General features: G+C 40.8%; 22 protein-coding genes. 15 read left to right on the top strand and 7 right to left on the bottom strand.

What is annotated here, in order from left to right; all coding sequences use genetic code 11:
- The first annotated feature begins 126 nt into the window (after positions 1-126).
- From KSX81_RS10560 to KSX81_RS10590, 7 genes are all read left to right on the top strand, one after another.
- Complete coding sequence (locus KSX81_RS10560) at positions 127-1,116, top strand: glycosyltransferase family 2 protein (RefSeq protein ID WP_004298291.1); 990 nt, start codon at positions 127-129, stop codon at positions 1,114-1,116.
- A 421-nt stretch (positions 1,117-1,537) separates the two neighbouring features.
- The gene (locus KSX81_RS10565) at positions 1,538-2,347 is read left to right on the top strand and encodes a glycosyltransferase family 2 protein (protein WP_004298293.1); all 810 of its coding nucleotides are present in this window, start codon (positions 1,538-1,540) and stop codon (positions 2,345-2,347) included.
- A 1-nt stretch (position 2,348) separates the two neighbouring features.
- Complete coding sequence (locus tag KSX81_RS10570) at positions 2,349-3,398, top strand: pyridoxal phosphate-dependent aminotransferase (protein ID WP_004298294.1); 1,050 nt, start codon at positions 2,349-2,351, stop codon at positions 3,396-3,398.
- Positions 3,395-4,126: an NTP transferase domain-containing protein gene (locus KSX81_RS10575; RefSeq protein ID WP_004298295.1), complete on the top strand. Its 732-nt coding sequence runs from the start codon at positions 3,395-3,397 to the stop codon at positions 4,124-4,126. Before KSX81_RS10570 ends, KSX81_RS10575 begins: the two co-directional genes overlap by 4 nt.
- A gap of 15 nt (positions 4,127-4,141) precedes the next feature.
- A complete protein-coding gene (locus tag KSX81_RS10580; RefSeq protein WP_004298296.1) occupies positions 4,142-4,954 on the top strand; it encodes a phosphorylcholine transferase LicD in 813 nt (270 codons plus the stop codon).
- Positions 4,955-4,983: 29 nt separating this feature from the next.
- Positions 4,984-6,117 (top strand): glycosyltransferase family 4 protein, encoded by a 1,134-nt coding sequence (locus tag KSX81_RS10585; protein ID WP_004298297.1) that lies wholly within the window; start codon positions 4,984-4,986, stop codon positions 6,115-6,117.
- Positions 6,114-6,926 (top strand): FkbM family methyltransferase, encoded by an 813-nt coding sequence (locus KSX81_RS10590; RefSeq protein WP_004298298.1) that lies wholly within the window; start codon positions 6,114-6,116, stop codon positions 6,924-6,926. Before KSX81_RS10585 ends, KSX81_RS10590 begins: the two co-directional genes overlap by 4 nt.
- Here the strand turns inward: KSX81_RS10590 and KSX81_RS10595 are convergent, their stop codons facing one another.
- The gene (locus KSX81_RS10595; RefSeq protein WP_004298299.1) at positions 6,927-7,838 is read right to left on the bottom strand and encodes a lipopolysaccharide kinase InaA family protein; all 912 of its coding nucleotides are present in this window, start codon (positions 7,836-7,838) and stop codon (positions 6,927-6,929) included.
- A gap of 232 nt (positions 7,839-8,070) precedes the next feature.
- Between KSX81_RS10595 and KSX81_RS10600 the strand changes: the two genes are divergently transcribed.
- Entirely contained in the window at positions 8,071-9,129 is a 1,059-nt protein-coding gene (locus tag KSX81_RS10600; protein ID WP_004298301.1) for a glycosyltransferase family 9 protein, read from the top strand.
- Here KSX81_RS10600 and KSX81_RS10605 read toward each other — a convergent pair.
- Genes KSX81_RS10605 through KSX81_RS10615 form a run of 3 tightly spaced genes read right to left on the bottom strand, consistent with a single transcriptional unit; the run spans position 9,112 to position 11,886 of the window.
- Positions 9,112-10,188 carry a glycosyltransferase family 4 protein gene (locus KSX81_RS10605; RefSeq protein WP_004298302.1) on the bottom strand — a complete coding sequence of 359 codons (1,077 nt, stop codon included), beginning with the start codon at positions 10,186-10,188 and terminating at the stop codon, positions 9,112-9,114. The genes KSX81_RS10600 and KSX81_RS10605 overlap by 18 nt on opposite strands.
- 57 nt (positions 10,189-10,245) lie before the next feature.
- Positions 10,246-11,277 (bottom strand): glycosyltransferase family 9 protein, encoded by a 1,032-nt coding sequence (locus KSX81_RS10610; RefSeq protein WP_004298303.1) that lies wholly within the window; start codon positions 11,275-11,277, stop codon positions 10,246-10,248.
- A gap of 3 nt (positions 11,278-11,280) precedes the next feature.
- A complete protein-coding gene (locus tag KSX81_RS10615) occupies positions 11,281-11,886 on the bottom strand; it encodes a DUF4254 domain-containing protein (protein ID WP_004298304.1) in 606 nt (201 codons plus the stop codon).
- Between the two features lie 117 nt (positions 11,887-12,003).
- On the opposite strand from KSX81_RS10615, the gene pdxB reads away from it, so the two are divergent.
- Positions 12,004-13,044: a 4-phosphoerythronate dehydrogenase PdxB gene (gene pdxB / locus KSX81_RS10620; RefSeq protein ID WP_004322488.1), complete on the top strand. Its 1,041-nt coding sequence runs from the start codon at positions 12,004-12,006 to the stop codon at positions 13,042-13,044.
- Between the two features lie 106 nt (positions 13,045-13,150).
- On the opposite strand, the gene purN is transcribed toward pdxB, so the two are convergent.
- Positions 13,151-13,777, bottom strand: coding sequence for a phosphoribosylglycinamide formyltransferase (purN, locus tag KSX81_RS10625; protein WP_004307440.1), 627 nt, complete (start codon positions 13,775-13,777; stop codon positions 13,151-13,153).
- 98 nt (positions 13,778-13,875) lie between these two features.
- Between purN and KSX81_RS10630 the strand changes: the two genes are divergently transcribed.
- The 3 genes from KSX81_RS10630 to rnc are packed head-to-tail and all read left to right on the top strand — an operon-like array spanning position 13,876 to position 16,414.
- A complete protein-coding gene (locus tag KSX81_RS10630) occupies positions 13,876-14,112 on the top strand; it encodes an acyl carrier protein (RefSeq protein ID WP_004291965.1) in 237 nt (78 codons plus the stop codon).
- Positions 14,113-14,127: 15 nt separating this feature from the next.
- Positions 14,128-15,390, top strand: a complete 1,263-nt coding sequence (gene fabF / locus KSX81_RS10635) for a beta-ketoacyl-ACP synthase II (RefSeq protein WP_004298307.1) — start codon at positions 14,128-14,130, stop codon at positions 15,388-15,390.
- Positions 15,356-16,414 (top strand): ribonuclease III, encoded by a 1,059-nt coding sequence (gene rnc / locus KSX81_RS10640; protein WP_004298308.1) that lies wholly within the window; start codon positions 15,356-15,358, stop codon positions 16,412-16,414. The genes fabF and rnc overlap by 35 nt, the downstream gene beginning before the upstream one ends.
- On the opposite strand, the gene KSX81_RS10645 is transcribed toward rnc, so the two are convergent.
- On the bottom strand, positions 16,356-17,366 hold the full coding sequence (locus KSX81_RS10645; RefSeq protein WP_004298309.1) for an ATP-dependent 6-phosphofructokinase: 1,011 nt from the start codon (positions 17,364-17,366) through the stop codon (positions 16,356-16,358). The genes rnc and KSX81_RS10645 overlap by 59 nt on opposite strands.
- 137 nt (positions 17,367-17,503) lie before the next feature.
- Between KSX81_RS10645 and KSX81_RS10650 the strand changes: the two genes are divergently transcribed.
- Positions 17,504-19,030 carry a GH3 auxin-responsive promoter family protein gene (locus tag KSX81_RS10650; protein WP_004298310.1) on the top strand — a complete coding sequence of 509 codons (1,527 nt, stop codon included), beginning with the start codon at positions 17,504-17,506 and terminating at the stop codon, positions 19,028-19,030.
- Positions 19,031-19,210: 180 nt separating this feature from the next.
- Here KSX81_RS10650 and mnmA read toward each other — a convergent pair whose 3' ends face one another.
- Positions 19,211-20,347 (bottom strand): tRNA 2-thiouridine(34) synthase MnmA, encoded by a 1,137-nt coding sequence (mnmA, locus tag KSX81_RS10655; RefSeq protein WP_004298311.1) that lies wholly within the window; start codon positions 20,345-20,347, stop codon positions 19,211-19,213.
- 53 nt (positions 20,348-20,400) lie between these two features.
- Here mnmA and KSX81_RS10660 point away from each other — a divergent pair, with 53 nt between their 5' ends.
- Positions 20,401-23,241 (top strand): DEAD/DEAH box helicase, encoded by a 2,841-nt coding sequence (locus tag KSX81_RS10660; protein ID WP_217725983.1) that lies wholly within the window; start codon positions 20,401-20,403, stop codon positions 23,239-23,241.
- A gap of 145 nt (positions 23,242-23,386) precedes the next feature.
- A complete protein-coding gene (locus KSX81_RS10665; protein WP_004322491.1) occupies positions 23,387-25,975 on the top strand; it encodes a DUF4955 domain-containing protein in 2,589 nt (862 codons plus the stop codon).
- Positions 25,976-25,984: the final 9 nt, after the last annotated feature.

The raw sequence follows: 25,984 nt of genomic DNA on the forward strand, positions 1-25,984 counted from the left end.
GGGATAAGAAATCAATAAAAAACGAAATAACTTTCATCATTACAAATATTAAAGTAACTTTGTAATCACCTAATATTATTTTGTTATTAATGATTGAAGAAAAGTATGTGCTTAATAACTCTCTCAATGCCTATTTATAATGTAGAAAAGTACATTGAACGTGCCTTATTATCTGCATTAAACCAAACCTATCAAAACTTAGAGATTTTGATAGTAGACGATTTAGGGCATGATAACAGCATGGATATAGTCTACCAACTTAAAAGCACACATCCTAGAGGTAACTGCATCCGTATAATTACACATAAAAAAAATCTTGGTTTGGGAGGAACAAGAAACACAGCAATTGAATCTGCTCAAGGGAAATATCTATACTTTATGGATAGCGACGATGCTATTGTTCCTGATTGCATTGAAACTTTATATAATATTATTTCACACGAGAAAGTAGACTTTGTAGCAGCCGGAATCAATCAAATTGATGAGAATGAAAATTCACTCAAAATTACTAACTATCCTAATATTACACGAAAAGGTAAATTATGTATGGCTCAATACTTTTATGAAGAAAAAAATGAGATATGGGTAACTACATGGAATAAATTATATAATCTTTCTTTTTTAAAAGAATTTCATATTCATTTTTTGGAACACGTGTACCACGAAGACATAGTAATGCATGCCATGCTCGCTCTAAATACCAGATCATTTAGCCTAACCAACCGGACAACTTATCTTTATAATTGCAAGAGAGAAGACTCTATTACAAATATAGAACAAGGCTACACCTTGAAGCATCTAAATGATCTTACCATAGTTTTTAGTGAGATCAGGAGATTGATGCAAGCAGACAACAACCTTAGCAAACATCTTCAAAAAGAAATAAACTTATATTATTTATTTGAAATTTATCATCGATACCTACCAGCGATGTACTCAAATATTAAAAGGGTTGATTTAATAAAAGGATTAGCAAGGCTCTCTCAAAACTGTATCCCTCCTATTTTGGAAACCCGACTAACATTCAAATCTATAAAACGTTTTTTATTCCTAAAACTTCCTTTTAGCATTCAGTATCTAATTAAAAGTCATAAATACAAAAAGGACAAAACTTAGGCGGAAAAACTATCAACAAATAATATACTATAAGAAGGTTCATAGAAAATATTATTTTCATTTACAAAATTTACAGTCTTATACTTCTTAAAAACATGGAAAAGCATCTCTTCATTCTTAGTCATTTACAAGAGAAGTTTCATCATAATGATATTTTGTATGTAAGAGGATGAATATAGTCTTTTGGAAAGAAGATTTATACAAAGCCAATAGTTATAATGAAGAGATGACTTACTAGAGCCGCAAAGACAACGAACTTGCATGTAGACTTATTAATTCCAGAACAAAAAAAGAATCATAAAATTTGATGTAGCTATCCTGAAAAAGCCTTTAACGCTTGTCACAACCAAATAAAATGTATACATTTGTAGAATTTTAATGCAAGCCCCCTTAACTATTTAACTAACTTAGTAATAATTATATGAATAAACCAATGGCGAGCAACATAAGTACATCGCTAATTATATCCACCTATAATAGAAGCGACGCATTAGAATTATGCGTTAAAAGCGTGCTACGTCAATCTCTCCTTCCAGATGAAATTATCATTGCCGATGATGGTTCTAAAGAAGATACAAGAGAACTAATTCATCAATTAGCAGCCTCCTCCGAAGTCCCTATTATTCATGTTTGGCATGAAGATCTAGGCTTCAGGCTGGCTTCCATCCGTAACAAAGCTATTGCGAAAGCATCTAAAGAATATATTATACAAATTGACGGGGATATCGTCTTACACAAAGATTTCGTCAAAGATCATGTACGTTTTGCTAAAAAAGGCAGTTTCGTAACCGGTAGCCGTGTATTAATCCGGGAAGGTTTAACCCAAAAGATGCTAGCAGAAAGAAACTGCATGATCTCTATTCACGACAAAGGTACTAAAAACACAATCAACGGAGTACATTTGCCTTGGCTAAGCCCACTACTTCAGCATTATCGCCAATGGGATATTTCATATTCCAGAGGATGCAATATGGCTTTCTGGAAAGAGGATTTATTAAAAGTCAATGGGTACAATGAAGCTATTACCGGATGGGGAAGCGAAGATCATGAATTAGTGTGCCGCCTCATCAATAGCGGTGTACGCAAGCGTACCATCAAATTTGCGGGAATTGTGTTCCACCTTCATCACGAACTACATGGAACGGATAATTTGAGCAACAACCGCAGTATTTTGAACGAAACGAAAGTCAGGAAACTAACCTGGTGCGATAAAGGAATCATACAAAACTAATATGGAAAAGAATTTGAACTTTTTAGATCGAAACGAATTTAACTACAGTCCATCAAAAGAAGTAGTAGAAGCTTTAAAAAACTTCGATATAAATAAACTTTGTTTTTATACCCGCATTTATGATGAAGGAAAGAAAAGTATATTATCTGTTTTCTTATCCGAACTTTATGATATAGATGAAACACAAGTCTTATTAGGATACGGCGGAGAAGATATTCTGAAGCAAGCTGTACACTACTTCCTGACTCAAGAAGATGGAAATAAAACGATGTTGATTCCCAAGTTCTCATGGTGGTATTATAAATCAATTGCAGATGAGGTGAATGGCCATACTTTGCAATATCCTCTCTACGAAGACGGAAATACTTTTAAATATGACTTTGAGACGCTAAAAGATATGATTCAGAAAGAGAATCCGAAGATTCTTTTACTAGCTTCTCCCAATAACCCTACCGGCAATGGTTTAACTCCAAAAGAATTGGATGAACTGCTCGCAGAAGTACCCAGCCAAACAGTGGTACTGATAGATGAAGCATACGCTTCTTTTGTTTCAACTGATACTAGTTATATCAAAAAGCTGGTTAATAAATATCCGAATTTGATTATTTCCCGTACTTTATCCAAGTTTTATGGATTGCCCGGTTTACGTATGGGATTCGGATTCATGAGTAAGGAGCTGGAAAAATTCAGCAGATACAGCAATAAATATCTGGGATACAACCGGATATCCGAAGATATCGCCATTGCGGCTCTCAAATCGGACGCACACTACCGAAACATCGCCAAACTGATGAATGAAGACCGTGAGCGTTACGAAAAGGAAATCGGCGTATTACCCGGATTCAAAGTATATGAATCGGTTGCCAATTTTATTTTAATCAAATACCCGATAGAACTGAAAGAGGCTTTACAAAAGGCTTTTGCTGAACAGAGTTATAAAGTGAAGTTTATGAATGAACCGGATATCAATACTCATTTGCGTATCACATTGGGACGCCCAGAGCAGAACCGGATCGTTATAGATACAATCAAAGAAATAGCATCCAAATGAAAGCAGTAATATTAGCCGCAGGAATAGCTTCACGCTTACGCCCGCTGACCGATACGACGCCCAAATGTCTTCTCAAAATAGGAGAACGATGCCTTTTGGAAAGAGCTTTTGATGCTCTGATACAAAACGGATTTGATGAATTCATCATTGTCACCGGGTATCGCCAGCAGCAAATCGTAGATTTTCTACAGGCACATTATCCAACCCAAGATATTACTTTCATCTATAATGACAGGTATGAATCAACCAACAATATCTATTCATTATGGCTCACCCGTTCCTATACAGATGGGCAGGAGATTTTATTATTAGACAGCGACATTGTATTTGATCCGCAGATTGTAGAGAAACTGCTTCATTCGGATAAGGACGACATATTGGCACTGAATCGTCATGAGCTCGGAGCAGAAGAAATAAAAGTCATCGTGGACGACGCACAAAAGGTCGTTGAAATCAGCAAAGTCTGCTCGATATCCGATGCTATCGGAGAATCTATCGGCATTGAAAAGATGTCAGCTGAATATACCAAAGCGCTATTCCGGGAACTGGAAATTATGATTACTACCGAAGGGCTGGATAATATATTCTACGAACGGGCTTTTGAGAGACTGATTCCGCAAGGATATAGTTTTTACGTTATGGACACCACCGAGTTCTTCTCGGCCGAGCTGGACACAGTAGAAGACTTTCAACAGGCACAGAAGCTGATTCCAGCCAGTCTTTATTAATTAAAATCAGATAGAATGGCTAATTACGACATCCGCCCTCTACAGCTTCGCATATTAAAGAACTTATTAGCTGTTGACAAAGTTTGCAAAGAACATAATCTGCGATATTACATCATGGCAGGCACCATGCTGGGAGCTGTGCGCCACAAAGGATTCATCCCCTGGGATGATGATTTGGATATCGGAATGCCAAGAGCTGATTATGACTTACTAATGGCTAATGCCAAAGAATGGTTACCGGAACCTTACGAAGCGGTATGCGCTGAGAATGATAAGGAATATCCTCTTCCGTTCGCAAAGGTGCAGGATGCCAACACAACCTTAATCGAGCGTATGCATCTCAAATATCTGGGAGGTGTATATATTGATATATTTCCACTAGATGGAGTTCCGGAAAGCCGTATGGCGCAAAGAATGCATTTTGCGAAGTATGAGTTCTACAAACGAGTACTTTATCTTATTCATCGCGATCCATACAAACATGGGAAAGGTCCCAGTTCATGGATACCGCTATTATGCAGAAAGTTTTTTACCCTTACCGGAGCACAGGAAAGCATCAGGAAGGTGATGAAGAAATACGATTTCGACCAATGCGCATTAGTCTGCGATTATGATGATGGAATGAAAGGAATCATGTCGAAGGATATCCTGGGCACTCCCACTCCTATCCGGTTTGAAGATGAAGAAGTATGGGGAGTACAGAAATACGACGCTTATCTGTCACAGAAATATGGAGATTACATGACCATACCTAAACAAAGTGGACAAAGACAACATAATTTCCATTATTTAGACTTGAATAAACCTTATCGGAATTTTGAAGTCTAATTATAATCACATAAAGGTAAGAAGAAGAAATGAGAATAGGTTTTGACGGAAAACGTGCAGTACAGAATTTCACCGGTCTGGGTAATTATAGCCGCTATATAGTGAATATCCTATGCCAATTCTATCCGGAGAATGAATATGTGCTGTATGCCCCCAAGAAACGGGAAAACAAGAGACTGGACAAATTAACGAAGCAGTATCAGCAACTACAGCTTTCTTATCCCACTACTTCTTCCTGGAAAAAGTTAAGTTCATTGTGGCGAGTATGGGGCGTTACCCAACAACTGGAAAAAGAAAAAATCGATATATTCCACGGACTTAGTAATGAGTTGCCCCTGAATATACATCAAAGCGAGGTAAAAAGTATTGTAACGATTCACGATCTGATCTTTCTGCGCTATCCGCAGTATTACCATTCGATCGACAGGAAAATATACACATACAAATTCCGTAAAGCTTGCGAAAATGCCGATAAAATCATTGCTATCAGCGAATGTACCAAGCGTGATATTATTGAGTATTTCAGGATTCCCGCCGATAAGATAGAAGTTGTTTATCAGGGATGTGATCCTTCATTCATGCATCCTGTAGCAGCAGAGAAGAAAAGAGAAATCCGGGCTAAATATCAGCTACCGGATCACTATATCCTTAACGTAGGAAGTATTGAAGAACGCAAAAACGCCCTTTCAGCGGTGCAGGCACTAACGATGCTTCCTGAACAGATTCATCTCGTCATTGTAGGACGCCACACGGAATATACTGATAAAATTGAACGTTTCATTAAGGAGAATAAGCTGGAAGAAAGGGTACATATCATCAGCAATGTTCCTTTTGATGATCTACCGGCTTTTTATCAGTTAGCAGAAATTTTTGTATACCCTTCCCGTTTCGAAGGTTTTGGTATTCCCATTATAGAAGCTCTATACTCCGATATTCCGGTAGTGGCCGCGACTGGATCTTGCCTGGAAGAAGCCGGAGGTCCCGACTCTATCTATGTACATCCTGACGATATCAAAGGAATGGCCAATGCTTTCAAACAGATATACTCCGATACTGAAAGAAAAAAGGAGATGATTGAAAAGGGGCAAAAATTTGCCAAAAGATTCTCTGAAGAAAAGCAAGCGGAAGAAATCTTAAACATCTACAAGAAACTAATGAAATGAACGTACTTAAACATACAATAAAGAAATTTATATATGGCACTCTCCCATATTATTTCATGAAAGGATATAAGCCTGGCTCTCCTTATCTGAAATACTATGAATATATTAAAGAACATGGATATTCAAGACACCTGTATGAATTCAAGGATGAATACGCCAATATGCCTGTTGATGTACAGAAAGATGAGGAAAAAGGCTTATACTATGTTCAAAAAGAAAAGAAGCGACTCTATTTCAGAAAAAGCACTCCAGCCAAGAAAATTCAAAAATATTATAGGGCTTTGAGTATGGAACAAGACAGGCGCTCACCGCACCATTACTTCAACAGCGTTAAAGAAGTGACAGGGAAAGTATTTGTGGATGTCGGTTGTGCCGAAGGATATTCATCATTGGAAATTATCGAAGAAGCCAAACATGTTTATTTGTTTGAGCAGGACGAGCAATGGTTAGAGGCCATCAGAGCTACCTTCGAACCATGGCAGGACAAAGTGACGATTGTCCAGAAGTATGTGAGCGATCATAATTCTTCGAGAGAGCAAACACTAGATGATTTCTTTAACAACCAGACGAATGAACATCTATTTCTTAAAATGGATATAGAAGGAGCCGAACGGCACGCATTGGCCGGATGCAATAACTTATTCCAAAATTGCCAGAAGCTGGATTTTGCCATTTGCACATACCATTTGCGTGATGACGAAGAAGTTATCTCTGCATTTCTGGACAAACATAACTGCACATATATTAATCAAAAAGGGTTTTTCAGGCATAAAATCCGCAGTGTAGTGATGCGCGGAAGTAAGAAGTAATCATTGATAATCAGCAGAAAGCAATTCACAATAATCATACTTGCACAGGTATGTATCATAGATATGCTTTTCCTTTTTCAATAAGAAACGTGAGATATGCGGTTCCCAAGAAAAGAATTTACGTACGGAACGGTATAAACGGAAGAATAAAATCAGGGATACAATATGCTTTTCTTTCTCTTTCCGTGCCGCACGACGATAAATATAATGAGTAAAAAACTGATCGCTGTAACGAAGGGCCAGACTGACCGTAGATTCGACGTCCCATCCACGCAAAGAAGCATATTCTGTCATGATGTAAGTCAGTACCTCACGCGAAATACACAAACGGCACATATTACGGCATACCATATCACAATCAATATCCGATAGCAACTGCATGCGATTCACGTCGACCAGAGAGAAACTGTATTCATTCGTTTCATTCTGATGAATCAGTATATTACCGGGAGAATAGTCCAAATGGAGAATACCTGCCTGATGCAAAGCAGCAGTGTAGCGCGCAAAAGCAGAAAGTTTATCTTCATTTCCCTCTACTTTCCCATCCATCAGGGAACGGACAGTTTCGCCACCATCATAACAACAAATATAATAGCTATGTGAAAGAAGACCATTCTGAAATTGTTCAATCATAGCCACTGGCTCCGGAGTGTCAAAACCATGCTGTTGGATCTCCATAGAATAAATATAGGAACGTTCTGCTTTTGATTGCCGGAAAAACGAATATACAACGCGGTTGATGATGTGAGGCTTCTTAAAGCTCTTCACCACAACATCAATACTGCCCAAGCCAATTCGTTTTAAAACATTACGACCATCATACACCACATCTCTTTCTTTCTGGAAGGACCTTGGAATTTCTTCTATCTCCTTCTGCAAATGTGCGTACTTGGGATTTACAATCACTCTCATTACACTCTCCTATATAATACTAATTACAAAGATTGAGCAAAGATAAAGAAATTAGGCCATATTCCGACTATATTTTTCTCTTTTCTCACAAAGATTGGCTAACTCTCTCTACATATAAGTCCTGTTACGAACCGCTTTAGTCATTTTTTCTTTTTTCTTTTCATTTATATTTAGACATAAATGCTTTTTTTTAGTTATGTTTGCACGATAAAAAGCATAAGGAAGTTTAAGCATGAAACCAATCAAAAGAATTCTAATTATTCGATTTAGACAAATAGGCGACTCAATTCTGGCTGTTGCATTGTGCAGCACGCTGAAAAAAAGTTTTCCCGATGCAGAGATACACTTCGTGCTTAATAAAAATATTGCTCCACTCTATGAGGGGCATCCGGATATAGATAAAGTCATTACATTTGACAAGAATGAGAATAAACCATTCACTGCTTATATAAAAAAAGTATGGCAGGTAATGCATAAAAACAGATACGATGTAATCATCGATATGCGCTCTACTATCCGGACTCTTTTTTTCTCTCTTTTTTCATTAAGAACCCCTTTCCGGATAGGACGCATTAAAGGATATACACATTTTCTACTGAACTACCGGACAGACACTTACAGTAAGAATCTGACAACTGACATGGTACAACGCAATCTATTGCTTGCAGCACCATTAGAAAAGATCAGACCTATTCAATACACAAAAGAATTCAAGTTATATCTGACTGACCGGGAAAAAGAAGATTTCCGATATTATATGGAAAAGGAAGGGATTGATTTTGCACGCCCTGTGTTATTAATAGGAGTCACAACCAAACTCATCCATAAAAAATGGAATACGGAGTTCATGGTAGCCACACTGAAAAGAATATTAGAGGAATACAAGGACATACAAATGATCTTCAACTACGCGCCGGGGTACGAAGAAGAAGATGCCAGAAATATCTACAAGGAATTAGGATGTCCGGAACGTATCAAGATCGATATACAAGCTTCTTCATTACGACAACTGGCAGCACTTTGTGCCAACTGTTCATTTTACTTCGGGAACGAAGGAGGAGCCAGACACATCGCCCAAGCTCTTGGAGTTCCTTCATTTGCCATTTATTCACCAAGTGCGTCAAAGTCAATGTGGTTACCCGCCAATTCCGTACTCGCCGAAGGAATTAGTCCTGACGACATTCTTCCACCGGAACAACAGGCGACATTACCCTATGAGGAGCGTTTTGCATTAATTACTCCCGAAAAGGTATACGAGCAATTGATTCCAATACTAAGGCAATTGAGCTAACTCCCGATATAAATCAAGGTAGGCTTGTATATGCTTCTCGTAACTGAATGAAGCGGCATGTTCCTTGATTTTCTCCAAGCGTTCCTTATCTTTATAAAAATCAGGTAGATGCTCCCGGATACTTTCCACCATAGATTCTGTATCCAAATGTTCCCACATGATAGCGTGTCCATTACAAACTTCCGGCAAACTAGTGCGATTAGCAGCAAATACAGCCTTCCCAAATTGCATAGCTTCCACCACCGGCAATCCAAAGCCTTCTCCCTCACTAGGAAACAGGAATGCCTCACAGTTCCGATATAACCAGATCTTCTCGCTTTGAGAAATAACATCCGTCAAAAAGACATTAGTGAGCTGATTCTCACGGATCAGATTGCGCACTTCTTCAGCATAAGCAAAATGAGCATCGCCACAAATATATAGATCATATTCCGGGAAATGACGCATTACGTCAACCAAGAGATGGAAGTTCTTTTTTCTACGGATTTGTCCAATCGTAAAAAAGAAAGGACGCCCTGTAGCAAACGACGGCTTTATTCCTTCCAATGTATCGATTCTCTCCACTCCATTATAGATGACCCGGATCTCCTTCCCTTTCAAATCTACATGCTGCCGAATGACATCTGCCACATAATGAGAGATCGTAGTCACGACCGCTGCTTTATTGACCTTATTCTGCATCCGGCGAAGATACATTTTCGCCTTCCAGGGCTTTTTCTCTGTTAAGAAATTAAAGTCGTGTATAGTAAAGATAAACTTTGTACCACCGGCAATACGCAACAGCTTGCGCTGTTGATTCACCGCATGCCATACATCTACCTTGGGAAGGGTAAAAGGAAAAAACTTATTGATACGACGTACCGGAACAGAGGTCACATTCGGACCAAATTCCTGCATATATTTCTGCCGCAATAAATATACAAAATGAAGATCATCTACCGGCATAGACGAAAAGGCGGTTGCATAGTTGGCCGCAATCTGCCCGAAGCCGGCTGTGAGACTACCATAATTCGTAAGATCTATCAGTACCTTTTTCTTTCGTTGTATCTCTTTCATCATTATTTGATTCTACGCTCTTTCAGCTCAATAAACAGCTAATTTGAACTTCAGCAAGGATTAATCTACAAGCCCTTCTATTTTCGCAATGACCTGCTCCGGCTTTATATCCCTCAAACAGGCATAATCACCTCGCCAGCAAGGCTTCTGACCATATACAGAACAGGGACGGCATGACAAATCGAGTTGCACGGTATTGACCGGCAATTGTTTCCAACCCATAAAACCGGCATAAGGATGGGTGGCTCCCCAAATAGAGACAACCGGAATATTGACCAGGGATGCCAAATGCATATTGGCAGAATCCATTGAAAGCATCACGTCCAGATGGCTCATCAGATTCAGTTCGGTACGTATATTCAGTTTACCGATCATTGAAACGACAGAAGGATATTTAGCAATCCATGCATCAAATACGTCCTGCTCGCTTTTACCGCCTCCAAAGAGGAAAACCTTTACTTTGGGATTGGCAGCAAAATGTGCTATAACTTGCTCCTGCAGTTCTAACGGATAAATCTTACCTGCATGTTTGGCAAAAGGAGCTATACCAATCCACTTTTGATCTTCTTTAGGCCCTGTGACTGGTTCTATTTCCGCAAAGTTTCCTTTTCCTTCGCCATAAATAGAAGAGAAATTTAATAGTACCGGTAAACCTAGCTTCTCAAGTACATCGGCATAACGACGAAAAGAACTCTTCTGATTTTCCATCACCTTATCATGACGGCGAACCAGCTTCTTTTTGCCTGCCCTTCCTTTACAAATGGAAGCTACCGGTTTATTGGCAAGACGGAATCGCAAACATAAATACTTAGAACGAAGTACATGATGAAAATCAGCAATGTAATCAAAATGCATTGCTTTCAATTCCGAATAAAGGCTATTCAAGCCCCAAAGCCCCTTGTGCTTGCCTGTTAAATCAGCTCCGACAAAACCCACATTGGCAGGCAACCCCTGAAAGAGTGGCTGCCATACAGCACGACTTAACACTGTTATTTCATGCTGCGGGTATTGCACAGCCAGCGAATGTATTACCGGGATTGTCATGGCTACATCGCCAAGAGCTGAAAAACGAATAATGAGAATACGCGCCATTCGTTATTTTTTCGCATAAAGCACCGGATTTAATGCCGGGTCATTATACATCTTCATCTGTTTATATACTTTCATATATTTTCTTCCGGCTTCGATATCAGCCAACAACTGTTCAATAGCCGTAGAAAGGTCTTTGCGTTGTTCCAGCAGGATATTCAACTTAGTCTGGCATTGAGCACGGTGTTCCTCGGTAGTGTCCGTACGTTCCACCTCCTGCTGCATGTGGTAAATTTTCAATGCAAGAATTGACAAGCGGTCAATTGCCCATGCAGGGCTTTCCGTATTGATCGTTGCGTCAGAGAGAGGTTTCACCTCTTTGTATTTGTCTAAAAAGTAGCTATCAATTAATTCCACCAGGTCTGTACGGTCCTGATTTGATTTATCAATTCTTCTTTTCAAGGCCAATGCTTCTACCGGATCAATCTGCGGGTCACGGATAATATCCTCAAAATGCCATTGCACAGCATCAATCCAGTTCTTTAGATATAAATAATACTCAATAGTTTTCAACCCGTAAGGATTGTTCATCGGAGCATCCACACTATCCGTTACATGGTAATCTGTTGTCGATTTCCAAAAAATCTCGTTGCAAAGGTTACTAAATGTCATAATCTTAACTAGCTAATAGATATATAATAGGGCAAATCTATGTAATATTTTTCAGACAAGCAACCGTTTCTTACTTTTTTATTTGTTACCTTTGTGGGTATAAAAGATGAATTGTATATGAAAATTATTATCGACAATAAAATACCTTATATAAAAGAAGCGGTACAGAGAATAGCCGATGAGGTAGTTTATGCACCGGGGAAAGATTTCACTCCGGAGCTCGTACGGGATGCGGATGCACTTATTGTCCGTACCCGCACACATTGCAACCGGGATTTATTGGAAGGTAGTCGAGTGAAATTCATAGCGACGGCAACCATAGGTTTCGACCATATTGATACGGAGTATTGCAAACAGGCCGGTATCGAATGGACGAATGCACCGGGATGTAATTCGGCTTCTGTCGCCCAATATATACAGTCATCGCTTCTTGTATGGAAGTCCGTCAGGAATAAAAGACTGAATGAACTGACGATTGGAATCATAGGAGTAGGAAATGTCGGAAGTAAAGTAGCTAAAGTTGCCCAGGATTTTGGCATGCGTGTTTTATTGAATGATTTGCCACGGGAAGAAAAAGAAGGTGCAGAACGATTCTCTTCACTGGAGAAAATAGCGGAAGAGTGTGACATCATCACTTTTCACGTACCTTTATATAAGGAAGGAAAGTATAAAACGTTCCACTTGGCGGATGAAGTTTTCTTTCAGTCACTCAAACGGAAACCTGTTATCATCAATACCTCACGGGGAGAAGTCATCCAGACTGATGCTCTTTTAAAAGCCTTGAACAGCCGGATGATTTCGGATGCCATCATTGACGTATGGGAGCATGAACCGGAAATCAACCGTGATCTACTGGAAAAGACATTTATCGGAACTCCTCACATTGCAGGTTACTCTGCAGATGGAAAAGCAAACGCCACACGTATGTCATTGGATGCCATCTGCAATTTTTTCCAAATAAAAGGGGATTATGAAATTAACGCACCCGCACTTGTCTCCCCCATTATTCATGCAAAAAACCACGAAGAAGCAGTCCTCCAAATGTATAATCCAACCGAAGACAGCAACCGGCTAAAAAATCAACCGGAGCTATTCGAAACCCTACGCGGAGATTATCCTTTGCGGAGAGAAGAGAAAGCATACATTATTAAGTATTAGGTATTAAGTTTCAAGTAAGTATCAGACATTAATCGCATCGACTGAAAAATTTAATAAAATTCTGTCAAAGGATTATCTGTACGACGTAATACTTAATACCTGATACTTAATTCTTATTATTTAATACCTGTTCTATGATTTGCGGGAAGTGTTCATATTCCAAAGCATGCACCTTCTTAGCTACATCATCCGGAGAATCAGTCGAAAGAACAGGGCAAGTAGCTTGAAAAATCGTATTTCCTTCGTCGTAATGCTCATTTATATAATGTATAGTAATGCCGCTTTCTTTCTCACCGGCAGCCACTACCGCTTCATGAACCCGGTCACCATACATCCCCTTGCCTCCAAACTTCGGCAGAAGAGCAGGATGTATATTTATAATTTTATCGGGATAAGCATGCAAAAGTAAATCAGGCACACGAACCAGAAAGCCAGCCAGCACGACAAAATCAATGCGGTACTCCTGCAAAATAGCCAAAATTTCATCTCCGGCTATCCAATCCTCCTTTGGAAACACGTTAGAAGGCACTCCCAGGCGATGCGCACGTTCCAAAACATAGGCGTCACTTTTATTAGAAAGCACCAACGAAACCTGAACGGAATCGTTTTTTTGGAAATACCGAATAATATTCTCGGCATTTGAACCGGAACCGGAAGCGAAAATTGCGATGTTTTTCTTCATAACTCTCAAATTCGATGCACAAAACAGTGAAAAATGTGCAAAACATTGCATTTATTTAGTCAAATATTTGCGCAAAACGATAAATATTCATTCCTTTGCACCGCAAATTTAAAGAAATAAAACTAATTATTAATTAAAAACTTAAAGTTATGTCTGAAATTGCATCAAGAGTAAAAGCGATTATCGTTGATAAATTAGGCGTAGAAGAATCAGAAGTTACTAACGAAGCAAGCTTCACTAACGACCTGGGAGCAGATTCTCTTGACACTGTAGAACTTATCATGGAATTCGAAAAAGAATTCGGTATCTCTATTCCTGATGACCAAGCAGAAAAGATTGGTACTGTAGGTGATGCTGTATCTTATATCGAAGAACACGCTAAGTAATTCGATTTCATCAATATGGAATTAAAAAGAGTGGTAGTAACAGGCCTTGGCGCCATTACTCCCGTTGGCAACAGCGTTCCCGAATTTTGGGAAAACATTGTGAACGGGGTTAGTGGAGCAGGGCCTATTACTCATTTTGATGCGTCGTTATTCAAGACCCAATTCGCATGCGAAGTGAAAGACTTCGATGCAACGAAATACATAGACCGCAAAGAAGCAAGAAAGATGGACTTGTATACTCAATATGCCATCGCTGTTGCTAAAGAAGCGGTGAGTGATTCCGGTCTTGACGTCGAGAAAGAAGACTTGAACAAAATCGGTGTTATTTTCGGCGCCGGTATTGGTGGTATACATACATTTGAAGAAGAGGTAGGCAACTACTACACTCGTCAGGAAATGGGTCCGAAGTTTAATCCGTTCTTCATTCCAAAGATGATTTCGGATATTGCAGCCGGACAGATTTCTATCATGTATGGTTTCCATGGTCCTAACTACGCGACCTGTTCAGCATGTGCGACTTCAACCAACGCTATTGCAGATGCCTTCAACCTGATTCGTTTGGGTAAAGCAAATGTAATTGTATCCGGTGGTTCGGAAGCAGCAATCTTCCCGGCAGGTGTAGGCGGTTTCAACGCTATGCACGCCTTGTCAACACGCAACGACGAAGCTTCTAAAGCTTCACGTCCGTTTAGCGCAAGCCGCGATGGTTTCGTTATGGGCGAAGGTGGCGGTTGCTTGATTCTGGAAGAACTGGAACACGCTAAAGCTCGTGGTGCAAAAATCTATGCAGAAGTTGCCGGTGTAGGTATGTCTGCAGATGCACATCACTTGACTGCTTCTCATCCGGAAGGTCTGGGAGCGAAACTGGTGATGATAAATGCACTGGAAGATGCGGAAATGGATCCGAAAGAAGTAGACTATATCAATGTACACGGTACATCTACTCCGGTTGGTGATATTTCAGAAGCAAAAGCAATCAAGGAAGTATTCGGTGATCATGCGTTCGAGTTGAACATCAGTTCAACCAAATCAATGACAGGTCACTTGCTGGGAGCTGCCGGTGCGGTAGAATCTATTGCAAGCATCCTTGCCATTAAGAACGGCATTGTTCCTCCGACTATCAACCACGAAGAAGGTGACGACGACGAGAACATCGACTACAACCTTAATTTCACGTTCAATAAAGCACAGAAACGCGAAGTTAATGTTGCCTTGTCCAATACATTTGGATTTGGTGGTCACAATGCGTGCGTTATCTTCAAGAAATACGCAGAGTAATATCGTGTTACGTAACGAAATAGATAAGATAAGGCTCTTGTTCCGCAAGGATAGAGAGTCTTATCTTTGTTTTTACCGGATACTCGGGTTCTACCCGCGCAATATCCAGCTTTATGAGCAGGCTCTCCTGCACAAATCGACTTCTGTCCGCTCCGACAAGGGACGTCCTCTCAACAATGAACGGCTGGAGTTTTTAGGTGACGCCATCCTCGACGCCATCGTGGGAGATATTGTCTACAAACGTTTCGAAGGGAAACGGGAAGGTTTCCTGACCAATACACGTTCCAAGATCGTACAACGAGAGACGTTGAACAAGTTGGCCGTTGAAATCGGCCTGGATAAGCTCATCAAGTATTCTACCCGCTCCTCTTCTCACAACAGCTACATGTATGGAAATGCTTTTGAGGCGTTCATCGGAGCTATTTATCTGGATCAGGGATATGAACGCTGCAAACTGTTTATGGAACAACGGATCATTAACCGTTATATCGATCTGGATAAAATATCCCGAAAAGAGGTTAACTTCAAATCCAAGCTTATCGAATGGAGCCAAAAGAACAAAATGGAGGTTTCCTTTGAATTAATCGAGCAGTTTCTCGATCATGACAGTAACCCTGTATTCCAAACTGAAGTACGTATTGAAGGACTTCCGGCAGGAACAGGTACGGGGTATTCCAAGAAGGAATCTCAACAGAATGCCGCCCAGATGGCTATAAAGAAAGTAAAGGAACCGACATTTATGTCAACCATCGAGGAGATTAAAATACAACATTCGGCAACTGAAACGGAAACAGAAATGGAAGTTGAACTTGCGACAGGTTCTGATACTGAATTGGCAACCGAGCTTGAGAATGAACTCGAAACCGAACTGAATGCAAATCCCGAGATAAAACCAGAGAATGTTTCAGAAGAAAACATCCTCGTCGATGAGATTTCCACAGTACAGGACACAGAAGCTCCGGCAACTAACCAAAACAAATCCCCATGCGACGACCCTGAATCACCAAATCGTGATCTTCAGTAACCAATTTCAGTTTTCCTGCAACTTCTTCAAGAGGAATAGATGCTATATCGTCTCCTTTTAAAGTCACCATACGCCCGAATTGGCCATTGGCTATCAATTCTGTTGCATGCCCGCCCATGCGGGTAGAAAGATTGCGGTCGAAAGGAGTAGGCGAACCACCACGCTGAATATACCCCAGAACTGTTTCGCGAGTTTCTATACCAGTTTCATATTCAATTTCCTGCGCGATATATTCAGCAGCACGTTTACGCCCGTCAGTCTGAATTCCTTCCGCTACCACTACAATAGAATAGGGTTTGCCTTTCTTTAGTCTTTCCAGAATCGTATTGCCAATATTTTTAATGTTATAAGCGATTTCAGGAACGAGAATCACATCCCCTCCTCCTGCCATACCGGAATACAAAGCAATCCAGCCAGCCTTATGCCCCATCACTTCAATCACCATCACCCTTTTATGAGAGCTTGCGGTGGAATGTAGACGGTCGATGGCATCAGTAGCAATACTTACCGCCGAGTCGAAACCAAAAGAGATGTCCGTGCCCCAAATATCATTATCAATGGTTTTAGGAACAGATACGATGTTAACTCCCATTGCAACAAACTTGGCTGCAGTCTTCTGCGTTCCATTTCCACCGATACAAACGACACAATCCAGCCCAATTTCATGGATATTCTGAAGAATTAAAGACGGTTTGTCAACATCAGAGACAACGCCTCCTTTTTTGAAAGGCTTCTCACGAGAAGTTCCTAACATCGTTCCACCCAGATTGAGCAAACCGGAGAGCGACTTGTCTGTAATAGATTCGACATCTTTAGTCAGCAAGCCCTGAAAACCGCTGTGAATACCTACCACTTCCATTCCGTAATAATTGATGGCAGTTTTGCACACGCCACGAATCGTGGCATTAATACCGGGACAGTCCCCGCCGGATGTTAAGATTCCAATTCTCATTGTCGCATTTTTTAGTCTAAAACTCGGGATTTATATGAAAGTCGTCAATTTTTAACGATTATTTCCGTCGTAAAGATAGAAAAAAAAGATAAATAAGTTACTTTTGCACGACTAAACATTATTATGTTAAAGCAGAAATGAATATTACAAAAATTATTAGTAAGACTTTCGATTCCCGTTTAAAACAGATAGACCTATATGCTAGTCAGGCTAGTGAGATACAGCATCGTGTGTTAAGCCGCTTAACACGCCAGGCCGCTCAGACTGAATGGGGAAGAAAGTACGATTATTCCTCTATCCGTAACTATGAAGATTTCCGAAAACGTGTTCCTATCCAAACATACGAAGAAATCAAACCTTATGTAGAACGTTTGCGAGCCGGGGAACAGAATCTGCTTTGGCCATCGGAGATACGCTGGTTTGCAAAATCCTCCGGAACGACTAATGATAAAAGTAAATTCCTTCCCGTCAGCAAAGAGGCACTGGAAGACATTCATTACAGAGGAGGAAAAGACGCGGCAGCTCTTTATTTCCGCATCAATCCGGATAGCCATTTTTTCTCCGGCAAGGGACTGATTCTCGGGGGTAGCCATAGTCCGAACCTCAACTCCAACCATAGTTTAGTAGGAGATTTATCCGCTATTCTGATTCAAAATGTGAATCCGCTTATCAATTTCATTCGTGTACCTAGCAAGAAAATTGCATTGATGAGCGAATGGGAGACCAAAATAGAAGCAATCGCCAACAGCACTATTCCGGTAAATGTGACAAGCTTGTCCGGCGTACCGTCGTGGATGCTGGTACTTATCAAACGTGTTCTTGAAAAGACAGGAAAACAGGCTTTGGAAGAAGTATGGCCCAACCTGGAAGTTTTCTTCCACGGTGGAGTGGCTTTCACTCCTTATCGTGAGCAATACAAGCAGGTAATTCAAACACCGAAAATGCATTATGTAGAGACTTATAATGCTTCGGAAGGATATTTTGGAACTCAAAACGACCTCTCTGATCCTGCCATGTTATTAATGATCGACTACGGAATCTTCTACGAATTTGTTCCGCTAGAGGAAGTAGGAAAAGAGAGTCCACGAGCTTATTGCCTTGAAGAAGTCGAGCTCAACAAGAACTATGCAATGGTTATTTCTACTTCTTGCGGCTTATGGAGATACATGATTGGGGATACAGTGAAGTTTACCAGCAAGAATCCCTATAAGTTTGTCATCACAGGAAGAACAAAGCATTTCATCAACGCATTTGGCGAAGAGCTGATTGTCGATAACGCTGAAAAAGGATTGGCAAAGGCTTGTGCCGAAACCGGAGCACAAGTTAGTGAATACACCGCGGCACCTGTATTTATGGATGAGAATGCCAAATGCCGGCACCAGTGGTTAATAGAGTTCGCTAAGATGCCGGATTCAGTAGAAAAATTTGCAGCGATACTTGATGCCACACTGAAGGAGGTCAACTCCGATTATGAGGCGAAACGATGGAAAGATATAGCTCTGCAACCATTGGAAGTAATCGTTGCCCGTGAGGGATTATTCCATGATTGGCTGGCACAGAGAGGAAAGTTGGGAGGACAACACAAAGTCCCCAGATTAAGTAATACGCGCGAATATATAGAAACAATGTTAGCGCTGAATGACAGCATTCTTTCGGAAGAATAACCAAAAACCAAGACATAACCGACACTAGTTTTCTTTATTACAGAGATTACTTGTACAAGGAGAGCGTTTCGAAGCACCTCTCCAATTTCTTCCAGGCACGGATTATGCGAATTACATGGATAAAGTTTATTCTCTTTCCGTGTTTATCCGTGTAATCCGTGCCTAAATTATGTCGGCTAATTACCGGGCGTTGACTATTATCCCTCCTCCCAATAATAAGCCATCTTTATAGAATGCAGCAGCTTGTCCCGGAGCAATGGCGGTTAAAGGCTCATGAAGTTGCACATGCAGTAGATGATCTGGTGTAATGGTAATCGTAGCATGGTTTTCCTGTTTGCGATACCGTATTTTCACAATGATGTCAGAATGCCCTAAAGTACGCTCCTGATTGACAAGATTCCAGTCTTTCAACCACATTTCTGTTTTCTCCAGAGCTGAAAGAGAAGCTAATACTACTTCGTTCTTTTCAGGATTAATCTCTTTCACAAATACGGGACGGTTCAAATGAATGCCCAAGCCACGTCTCTGTCCAATGGTATAAAAAGGATAACCCTCATGCCAGGCAATAAAATCTCCCTTTTCATCGACAAACCTTCCTCGTTTCACTTTATTGAGTCCTGCCTGATTACTTCCAACCAATGCTTGATTCTCCCCCATCATCTGCTCTTCTTCTGCCAATGCCTCATTATTTTGAGCCAACCAGTTTTTCAGAAAAGTTCGATAGTCCATTGGGCAAAAACAAACGCCTATACTATCCTTTTTAGTTGCCACCTTCTGGAACCCATGTTCCGCAGCCCAGACACGAGCTTCCACTTTCGTAATATCCCCCATCGGCAACAACATCCTGCAAAGAATATCTTGTTTCAATCCCCATAGAAAGAAGGTTTGATCCTTATCCGAGTCGGCAGCGTATGTTATATAAAAGGTATTATTTAGTTGTATATTCTGTGCATAATGCCCGGTAGCGATATAGAAAACACCCATTTCATCGGCAATTTTAGCAAGCAGAGGCCATTTCAGGTAATTATTGCACAATGTACAAGGGACCGGAGTCCGTCCTGCCAGATACTCCTGCACAAAATATTCAATAATCTGTTTACTGAATATTTCACGGGCATCGTATGTTATATGCCGTATTCCTAAACGTTCTGCCAGATTACGGGCATCTTCCAGATACTCTGTCGAGCCATTCAATTCATAAAAACGGAAGGTTACTCCGATCACTTCATAACCGGCTTCCAGCAATCGCATAGCAGCAACAGAACTATCTGTACCGCCACTCATTCCAAGCAATACTCGTTTGTTTTCCTCCATCATGCTGCAAAATTAAGTATTTTCCCGTATCTTTGTTTGTTAAAGTCTAAAAGAGAATGAAAGAGAGACCAACTAACGGACAAGTTATAATCGTTTTCACAAACCATCCGATACTCGGCATATTGCTGATTCCCTATATTGCGGAAAAGCTGGACGATGGTACCTTGCAATTGGTAGAACAAGCATTTCACGCCTCTCCCGAAGCTATGAGCAAGATGAGTGAGTCAGAAAGACAAGCTATTCATATCGCCTCTTATTATACAGAGAAGCATCTAATGAGAGTCTACTCCCGCGAAAAAACAGTATCGCGTTTTTTACATAAATTATCCGAAGATCCGGAACGAATAAAGAATGATATCCGTCCATCTATCGAAAAGAAACTGTTGGAAATGCTGATACTGATACGGGACAACGGACTGCCTTTTTATCAGAAACAAGCCGGCAGTAAAATACTATACGCCCATCATGCCTATCACATAAATCCTCATAATGCAGAAATTCGTGTAACGTTTCATGTTGACAATAAAACGTTTCGTTATCAGTTGCAGTGCTATTATGAAGGACAGCCATTCTCTTTAAGTGAGTTGAAACCTGTGGTTGTACTGACATCCGCACCAGCCACGCTATTATTGGGAATGGAGCTATACTTCTTTCCGCACATTGAAAGCGCACGCATCTTACCTTTTACAAAGAAAAGATCGATCAGCGTAGACGCTTCCCAAATTGAAAAATACATAGATAACATTGTTATCCCGATTGCTCGTTATCATGAAATCGAGACTCACGGTTTGAGTATAATGGAAGAGAAATGCCCCTGTGAAGCAATTCTCTCATTCGAAGATACCACGTACAACGGACAAGCATTGCAGCTTGGTTTCCGTTATGGAGATCAGACATTTACATCGGATAGTGCCCTTGAAATGAAAAAAATCATTTATCGGAAAACATCCGGTGAAATCTTCTTTTTTCGCCGGAACATTACTGCTGAAGAACAAGTCGTTCAGCTCTTAACGGATGCAGGCCTGCAACAACTCAATAATACACATTTCAGCCTATCCCCTGAAGCTCCGGAGAAAACGATCGTCGAATGGATCAACAGCCATCGGGAGATGTTGCAGCAGTCCTTCCATCTCACCAGCAATATGGGAAACACACCTTATTGCCTGGACGAGATACGCATCGAGCAAAGTTGTGACGATGAGGTCGACTGGTTTGAATTGCACATCACCGTTGTTATCGGCAATCTACGTATTCCTTTTTCACGCTTCCGCAAACATATCCTGGAGGAAAAGAGAGAATATCTGTTACCTGATGGCCGCATGATTCTCCTGCCAGAGGAATGGTTCAGCAAATATGCGAATTTACTAGAGATGGGAATTCAAACGGAAAAAGGAATCCGCTTGAAACATACATTTGTAGGTGCCGCACAGACCGCCTTAGGTGAAGAGGAATTAAAGAAATTTCCGGTGAAGCAACAGATACAAAATATTGCCGTACCCAAAAACCTCAAAGCAACGTTACGTCCCTATCAGCAGAAAGGATTCTCATGGATGGTACATTTGCATAAACAAGGATTTGGCGGATGCCTGGCAGATGACATGGGGCTTGGGAAGACACTCCAAACTCTTACTCTATTACAGTATATATATAAACCATCTACCCCCAGACAACCGGCTACCCTGATCGTTGTCCCCACATCGCTACTTCATAACTGGCGACGGGAAGCCAAACGCTTTACAGCACTCTCGATGGCGGAATACAACAACACCATGGCTATAGACAAGGAACAACCGGAAAAATTCTTCGGTCATTTTCACTTGATCTTTACGACGTATGGCATGATGAGGAATAACATTGATATACTCTGTTCATACCGTTTCGAATACATCGTGCTCGATGAAAGCCAGAATATCAAAAATAGCGAATCGCTCACCTTCCGGTCAGCCATTCGACTACAAAGTAAACACCGGCTTGTACTTACTGGCACTCCCATCGAAAACTCATTAAAGGACCTGTGGGCTCAATTTCACTTTATACAACCAGACTTACTGGGTACGGAAAATGCTTTCCAAAAGCAGTTTATAATGCCGATTCGTCAGGGGAATGCCCGTGCAAAAGTATTATTGCAACAACTGACAGCCCCATTTATCCTCCGTAGAAGCAAGAAAGAGGTAGCTCCGGAACTTCCGGCACTTACCGAAGAGACCATCTACTGCGACATGACTGAAGAGCAGAATACTTGTTACGAACAGGAGAAAAACAGCCTGCGCAACATCCTTCTTCAGCATCCTCAAAGTACCGACAGGCTTCATTCGTTTAGTGTATTAAATGGCATCTTACGTTTACGACAACTATCTTGCCACCCGCAACTTATCCTTCCCGACTATACCGGAACATCCGGAAAAACGGCACAGATAATCGAAACATTCGATACGCTACAGAGCGAAGGCCACAAAGTTTTAATTTTCTCCTCATTCGTCAGACATCTGGAGGTGCTCGCCGAAGCTTTCCACGAACGGGGTTGGAAATATGCCTTATTAACAGGATCGACCAACAACCGTCCTTCCGAAATCACCCATTTCACCGATCAAAAAGACGTCCAGGCATTCCTGATTTCACTAAAAGCAGGAGGCGTGGGACTTAATCTGACTCAAGCCGACTATGTATTTATCATAGACCCCTGGTGGAATCCTGCCGCCGAATCGCAGGCGATCGCCCGCGCCCATCGTATCGGGCAGGACAAGCAAGTAATTGCTTACCGCTTCATTACCCAAAACAGTATCGAAGAAAAGATTCTTCACCTACAAGATGAGAAACGGAAACTGGCAGAAACATTTGTTACTGATAGTGAGCCATTACCTATATTAAGCAACGAGCAATGGGTAGACCTGCTCTAATAATACATAAAGTCGCAATCTATCACAGAGACGTGTAAAATGTATTATTTCATCGTATTCCTGAATTTTTTTATCCATATACTCTTATTTTATCCGGTTATCTTTGCCATTGTGAAAATTATAAATAACCCGAAATAATAAACGTATGAAAAACAGGAGCATTACCTACCTATTACTATTTGGTATTTGCAGCATGTTGGCAATCATGCAATCGTGCCAGAAAACAGATGACCTGGAAGCAGACATCAATTCTCTGAAAGACCGTGTCGCTGCTTTGGAAAAAGCAACGGAAGGACTGAATACTTCATTTGCCAGTCTGCAAGCCCTTATGCAAAAAAACAAAGTCATTATCGGAATTACTCCGACTAAAGATGGTCTGGGATATTTGCTGGAACTTAGTGACGGAACAAGCATTAAAGTCATGGAAAGTGAAGCAGTACAGGCGTCTGTCCCTGAATTTTCCGTAGACGAAGAAGGCTACTGGATATATAAAACAAGTAATAATACTAATTTCAAATATCTGCCAGGAGCCGATGGAGAGAAAGTATCAGCATGGCCCCGTGATGAAGAAGGCAATGTGGTGGCAACTCCATTAATCAGCGTATCTTCCAGTGGATATTGGCAAGTGAGCTACGATAATGGACAAACGTATACAAGCTTAGGAACTAAGGCCGAAGGTGGAAGTCAGGGAGGAACCAGTATATTCAGTAAGGTAGAATATAATGAAGCAAACCATACTTTCTCATTCACATTATCCGATGGAGGAAAAACATATACCTTTCCGGTAGATGACACCTTTGGACTGATAATTTATGGTCTCAATGATGCCGACAGCGAACAAACTGTGCAGGTTTTCGCCCCCAATGAGAATCATAAGGAATATAAAGTAGAACAGAATGACGTACAACAAGCCGTAGTACAAGCTCCCAAAGGATGGAATGTTCTTTTATCCGAGAACTTGTTAACTATCACACCACAAGCAACTGCGACAAAGGATATGGAAGAAACTATTAAAATTGTACTGACTTCATCAAAGAATTATATCCGTATTGTATCTATTGAAGTTAAACAACTTTCCAGCGAAGCCGGAGCAGAAGCCTGGCAGCAGTTTGTTAACGCTGACCAACAGAATGTGTTATTAGACTTTTCATACGCCGGATATAAACATGGTGAAATAGCACCTCCTGAAACAGAAACATTAATAGCACAAGGATATAAAGTATATGATGTTACAGATCCCAAATACGGAGCTATCCCAAACGACGGCAAATCTGACAGAGCAGCTTTCATGAAGGTATTGGAAGAAATAGCAAGTGAAACAAAGCAAGAAGACCTCAATATGACCGACCGATATATCAAGGAAAATGCTAAAGCTATTATCTACTTCCCCGAAGGAAATTATATCCTGCAAGATGAGGATTCTAAAGATCGCAGAATTCGTATATCAATGAGTGATATTGTTTTAAAAGGAGCCGGAAGAAACAAAACAACACTCGAAATGACTGCTGCAAATAATTCTCCGAAACCAACAGAAGAAATGTGGAATGCTCCTGTCATGATGGAGTTCAAACACAATACAGGATTAAAAGAATCAATAGGTGTTATCACTGAAGATGCTCCCATAGGCAGCAGAACCATAACAGCCAGTTTAACCGGAGTAAGCGCAGGCAGTTGGGTATGCCTTGTATTGGAAAATACGGATGACAATGTAATTAACTCCGAATTATATCCACACAAATGGGAAGATATTAAGATACAGCAAGGCGGTACTCCCAATATCAAGACAAAAGGGATTCAGATATACGAATATCATCAGATTGAGAAAATCAGTGGTAATAGTGTCACCTTCAAAGAGCCGATCATGCACGCCATCAATAAAGATTGGGGATGGAATGTACATAAATTCGCCAATTATGCCAATGTGGGTGTAGAAGACCTTACATTCAAAGGACATGCCAAAGAAAAATTCATCCATCACGGCTCTGACATTGACGATGGTGGTTTTAAGCTCATCGATTTTGTGCGTCTGACCAATTCGTGGATGCGCCGGGTTAATTTTGAGAGTGTTAGTGAAGCCATGTCAATCACAAATTCTGCCAACTGTTCTGCTTATGACATCACTATTGGCGGTAATCGTGGACACGCCTCTATCCGTTCACAGGCTTCTTCCCGTATCTTTATTGGAAAAGTAACTGAAAACAGCAATGGCTACACACTTAGAAAAGGAGAAGGTGAAAGCACATTGATGGAATATAAAACGAACGTTGGCCAATATCACGCTTGCGGCGTTTCAAAGCAAAGTATGGGTGCTGTAATATGGAATGTTAGATGGGGAGATGATTCTTGCTTTGAATCACATGCCACACAGCCACGTGCAACACTAATCGACTGCTGTTCCGGTGGTTTCATGCATTGGAGACAAGGAGGAGACTCTGCTCAAATGCCTAATCACATGGAGAATCTGACAATATGGAATTTCTACGCAACAAATGCACAAACAGACCAGGACATCGATACAGGAGGTAAATTTACCTGGTGGGATGGTAACGGCTTTTGGTGGAAATTTATGCCTCCTATCATTGTCGGTTTCCACGGAAGTCCTTTAGATTTTGATGATACTCAAATGAAGCGGCTCGAAAGTAACGGAACTGCTGTGGAACCATATTCACTCTATGAGGCTCAATTACGTAAACGTTTGGGATATGTTCCTTCCTGGCTATCCTCTTTAAAATAATAACTTTAA

It is taken from the genome of Bacteroides sp. MSK.18.37 (assembly GCF_019129155.2).
In the GTDB taxonomy this organism is placed as follows: domain Bacteria; phylum Bacteroidota; class Bacteroidia; order Bacteroidales; family Bacteroidaceae; genus Bacteroides; species Bacteroides ovatus.

Excerpts from the sequence above, each read along its gene's own strand:
- KSX81_RS10560 (WP_004298291.1), top strand. The coding sequence starts at position 127 with ATGCCTATTTATAATGTAGAAAAGTACATTGAACGTGCCTTATTATCT.
- KSX81_RS10565 (WP_004298293.1), top strand. The coding sequence starts at position 1,538 with ATGAATAAACCAATGGCGAGCAACATAAGTACATCGCTAATTATATCC.
- KSX81_RS10570 (WP_004298294.1), top strand. The coding sequence starts at position 2,349 with ATGGAAAAGAATTTGAACTTTTTAGATCGAAACGAATTTAACTACAGT.
- KSX81_RS10575 (WP_004298295.1), top strand. The coding sequence starts at position 3,395 with ATGAAAGCAGTAATATTAGCCGCAGGAATAGCTTCACGCTTACGCCCG.
- KSX81_RS10580 (WP_004298296.1), top strand. The coding sequence starts at position 4,142 with ATGGCTAATTACGACATCCGCCCTCTACAGCTTCGCATATTAAAGAAC.
- KSX81_RS10585 (WP_004298297.1), top strand. The coding sequence starts at position 4,984 with ATGAGAATAGGTTTTGACGGAAAACGTGCAGTACAGAATTTCACCGGT.
- KSX81_RS10590 (WP_004298298.1), top strand. The coding sequence starts at position 6,114 with ATGAACGTACTTAAACATACAATAAAGAAATTTATATATGGCACTCTC.
- KSX81_RS10595 (WP_004298299.1), bottom strand. The coding sequence starts at position 7,838 with ATGAGAGTGATTGTAAATCCCAAGTACGCACATTTGCAGAAGGAGATA.
- KSX81_RS10600 (WP_004298301.1), top strand. The coding sequence starts at position 8,071 with ATGAAACCAATCAAAAGAATTCTAATTATTCGATTTAGACAAATAGGC.
- KSX81_RS10605 (WP_004298302.1), bottom strand. The coding sequence starts at position 10,188 with ATGATGAAAGAGATACAACGAAAGAAAAAGGTACTGATAGATCTTACG.
- KSX81_RS10610 (WP_004298303.1), bottom strand. The coding sequence starts at position 11,277 with ATGGCGCGTATTCTCATTATTCGTTTTTCAGCTCTTGGCGATGTAGCC.
- KSX81_RS10615 (WP_004298304.1), bottom strand. The coding sequence starts at position 11,886 with ATGACATTTAGTAACCTTTGCAACGAGATTTTTTGGAAATCGACAACA.
- pdxB (WP_004322488.1), top strand. The coding sequence starts at position 12,004 with ATGAAAATTATTATCGACAATAAAATACCTTATATAAAAGAAGCGGTA.
- purN (WP_004307440.1), bottom strand. The coding sequence starts at position 13,777 with ATGCAATGTTTTGCACATTTTTCACTGTTTTGTGCATCGAATTTGAGA.
- KSX81_RS10630 (WP_004291965.1), top strand. The coding sequence starts at position 13,876 with ATGTCTGAAATTGCATCAAGAGTAAAAGCGATTATCGTTGATAAATTA.
- fabF (WP_004298307.1), top strand. The coding sequence starts at position 14,128 with ATGGAATTAAAAAGAGTGGTAGTAACAGGCCTTGGCGCCATTACTCCC.
- rnc (WP_004298308.1), top strand. The coding sequence starts at position 15,356 with ATGCGTGCGTTATCTTCAAGAAATACGCAGAGTAATATCGTGTTACGT.
- KSX81_RS10645 (WP_004298309.1), bottom strand. The coding sequence starts at position 17,366 with ATGAGAATTGGAATCTTAACATCCGGCGGGGACTGTCCCGGTATTAAT.
- KSX81_RS10650 (WP_004298310.1), top strand. The coding sequence starts at position 17,504 with ATGAATATTACAAAAATTATTAGTAAGACTTTCGATTCCCGTTTAAAA.
- mnmA (WP_004298311.1), bottom strand. The coding sequence starts at position 20,347 with ATGATGGAGGAAAACAAACGAGTATTGCTTGGAATGAGTGGCGGTACA.
- KSX81_RS10660 (WP_217725983.1), top strand. The coding sequence starts at position 20,401 with ATGAAAGAGAGACCAACTAACGGACAAGTTATAATCGTTTTCACAAAC.
- KSX81_RS10665 (WP_004322491.1), top strand. The coding sequence starts at position 23,387 with ATGAAAAACAGGAGCATTACCTACCTATTACTATTTGGTATTTGCAGC.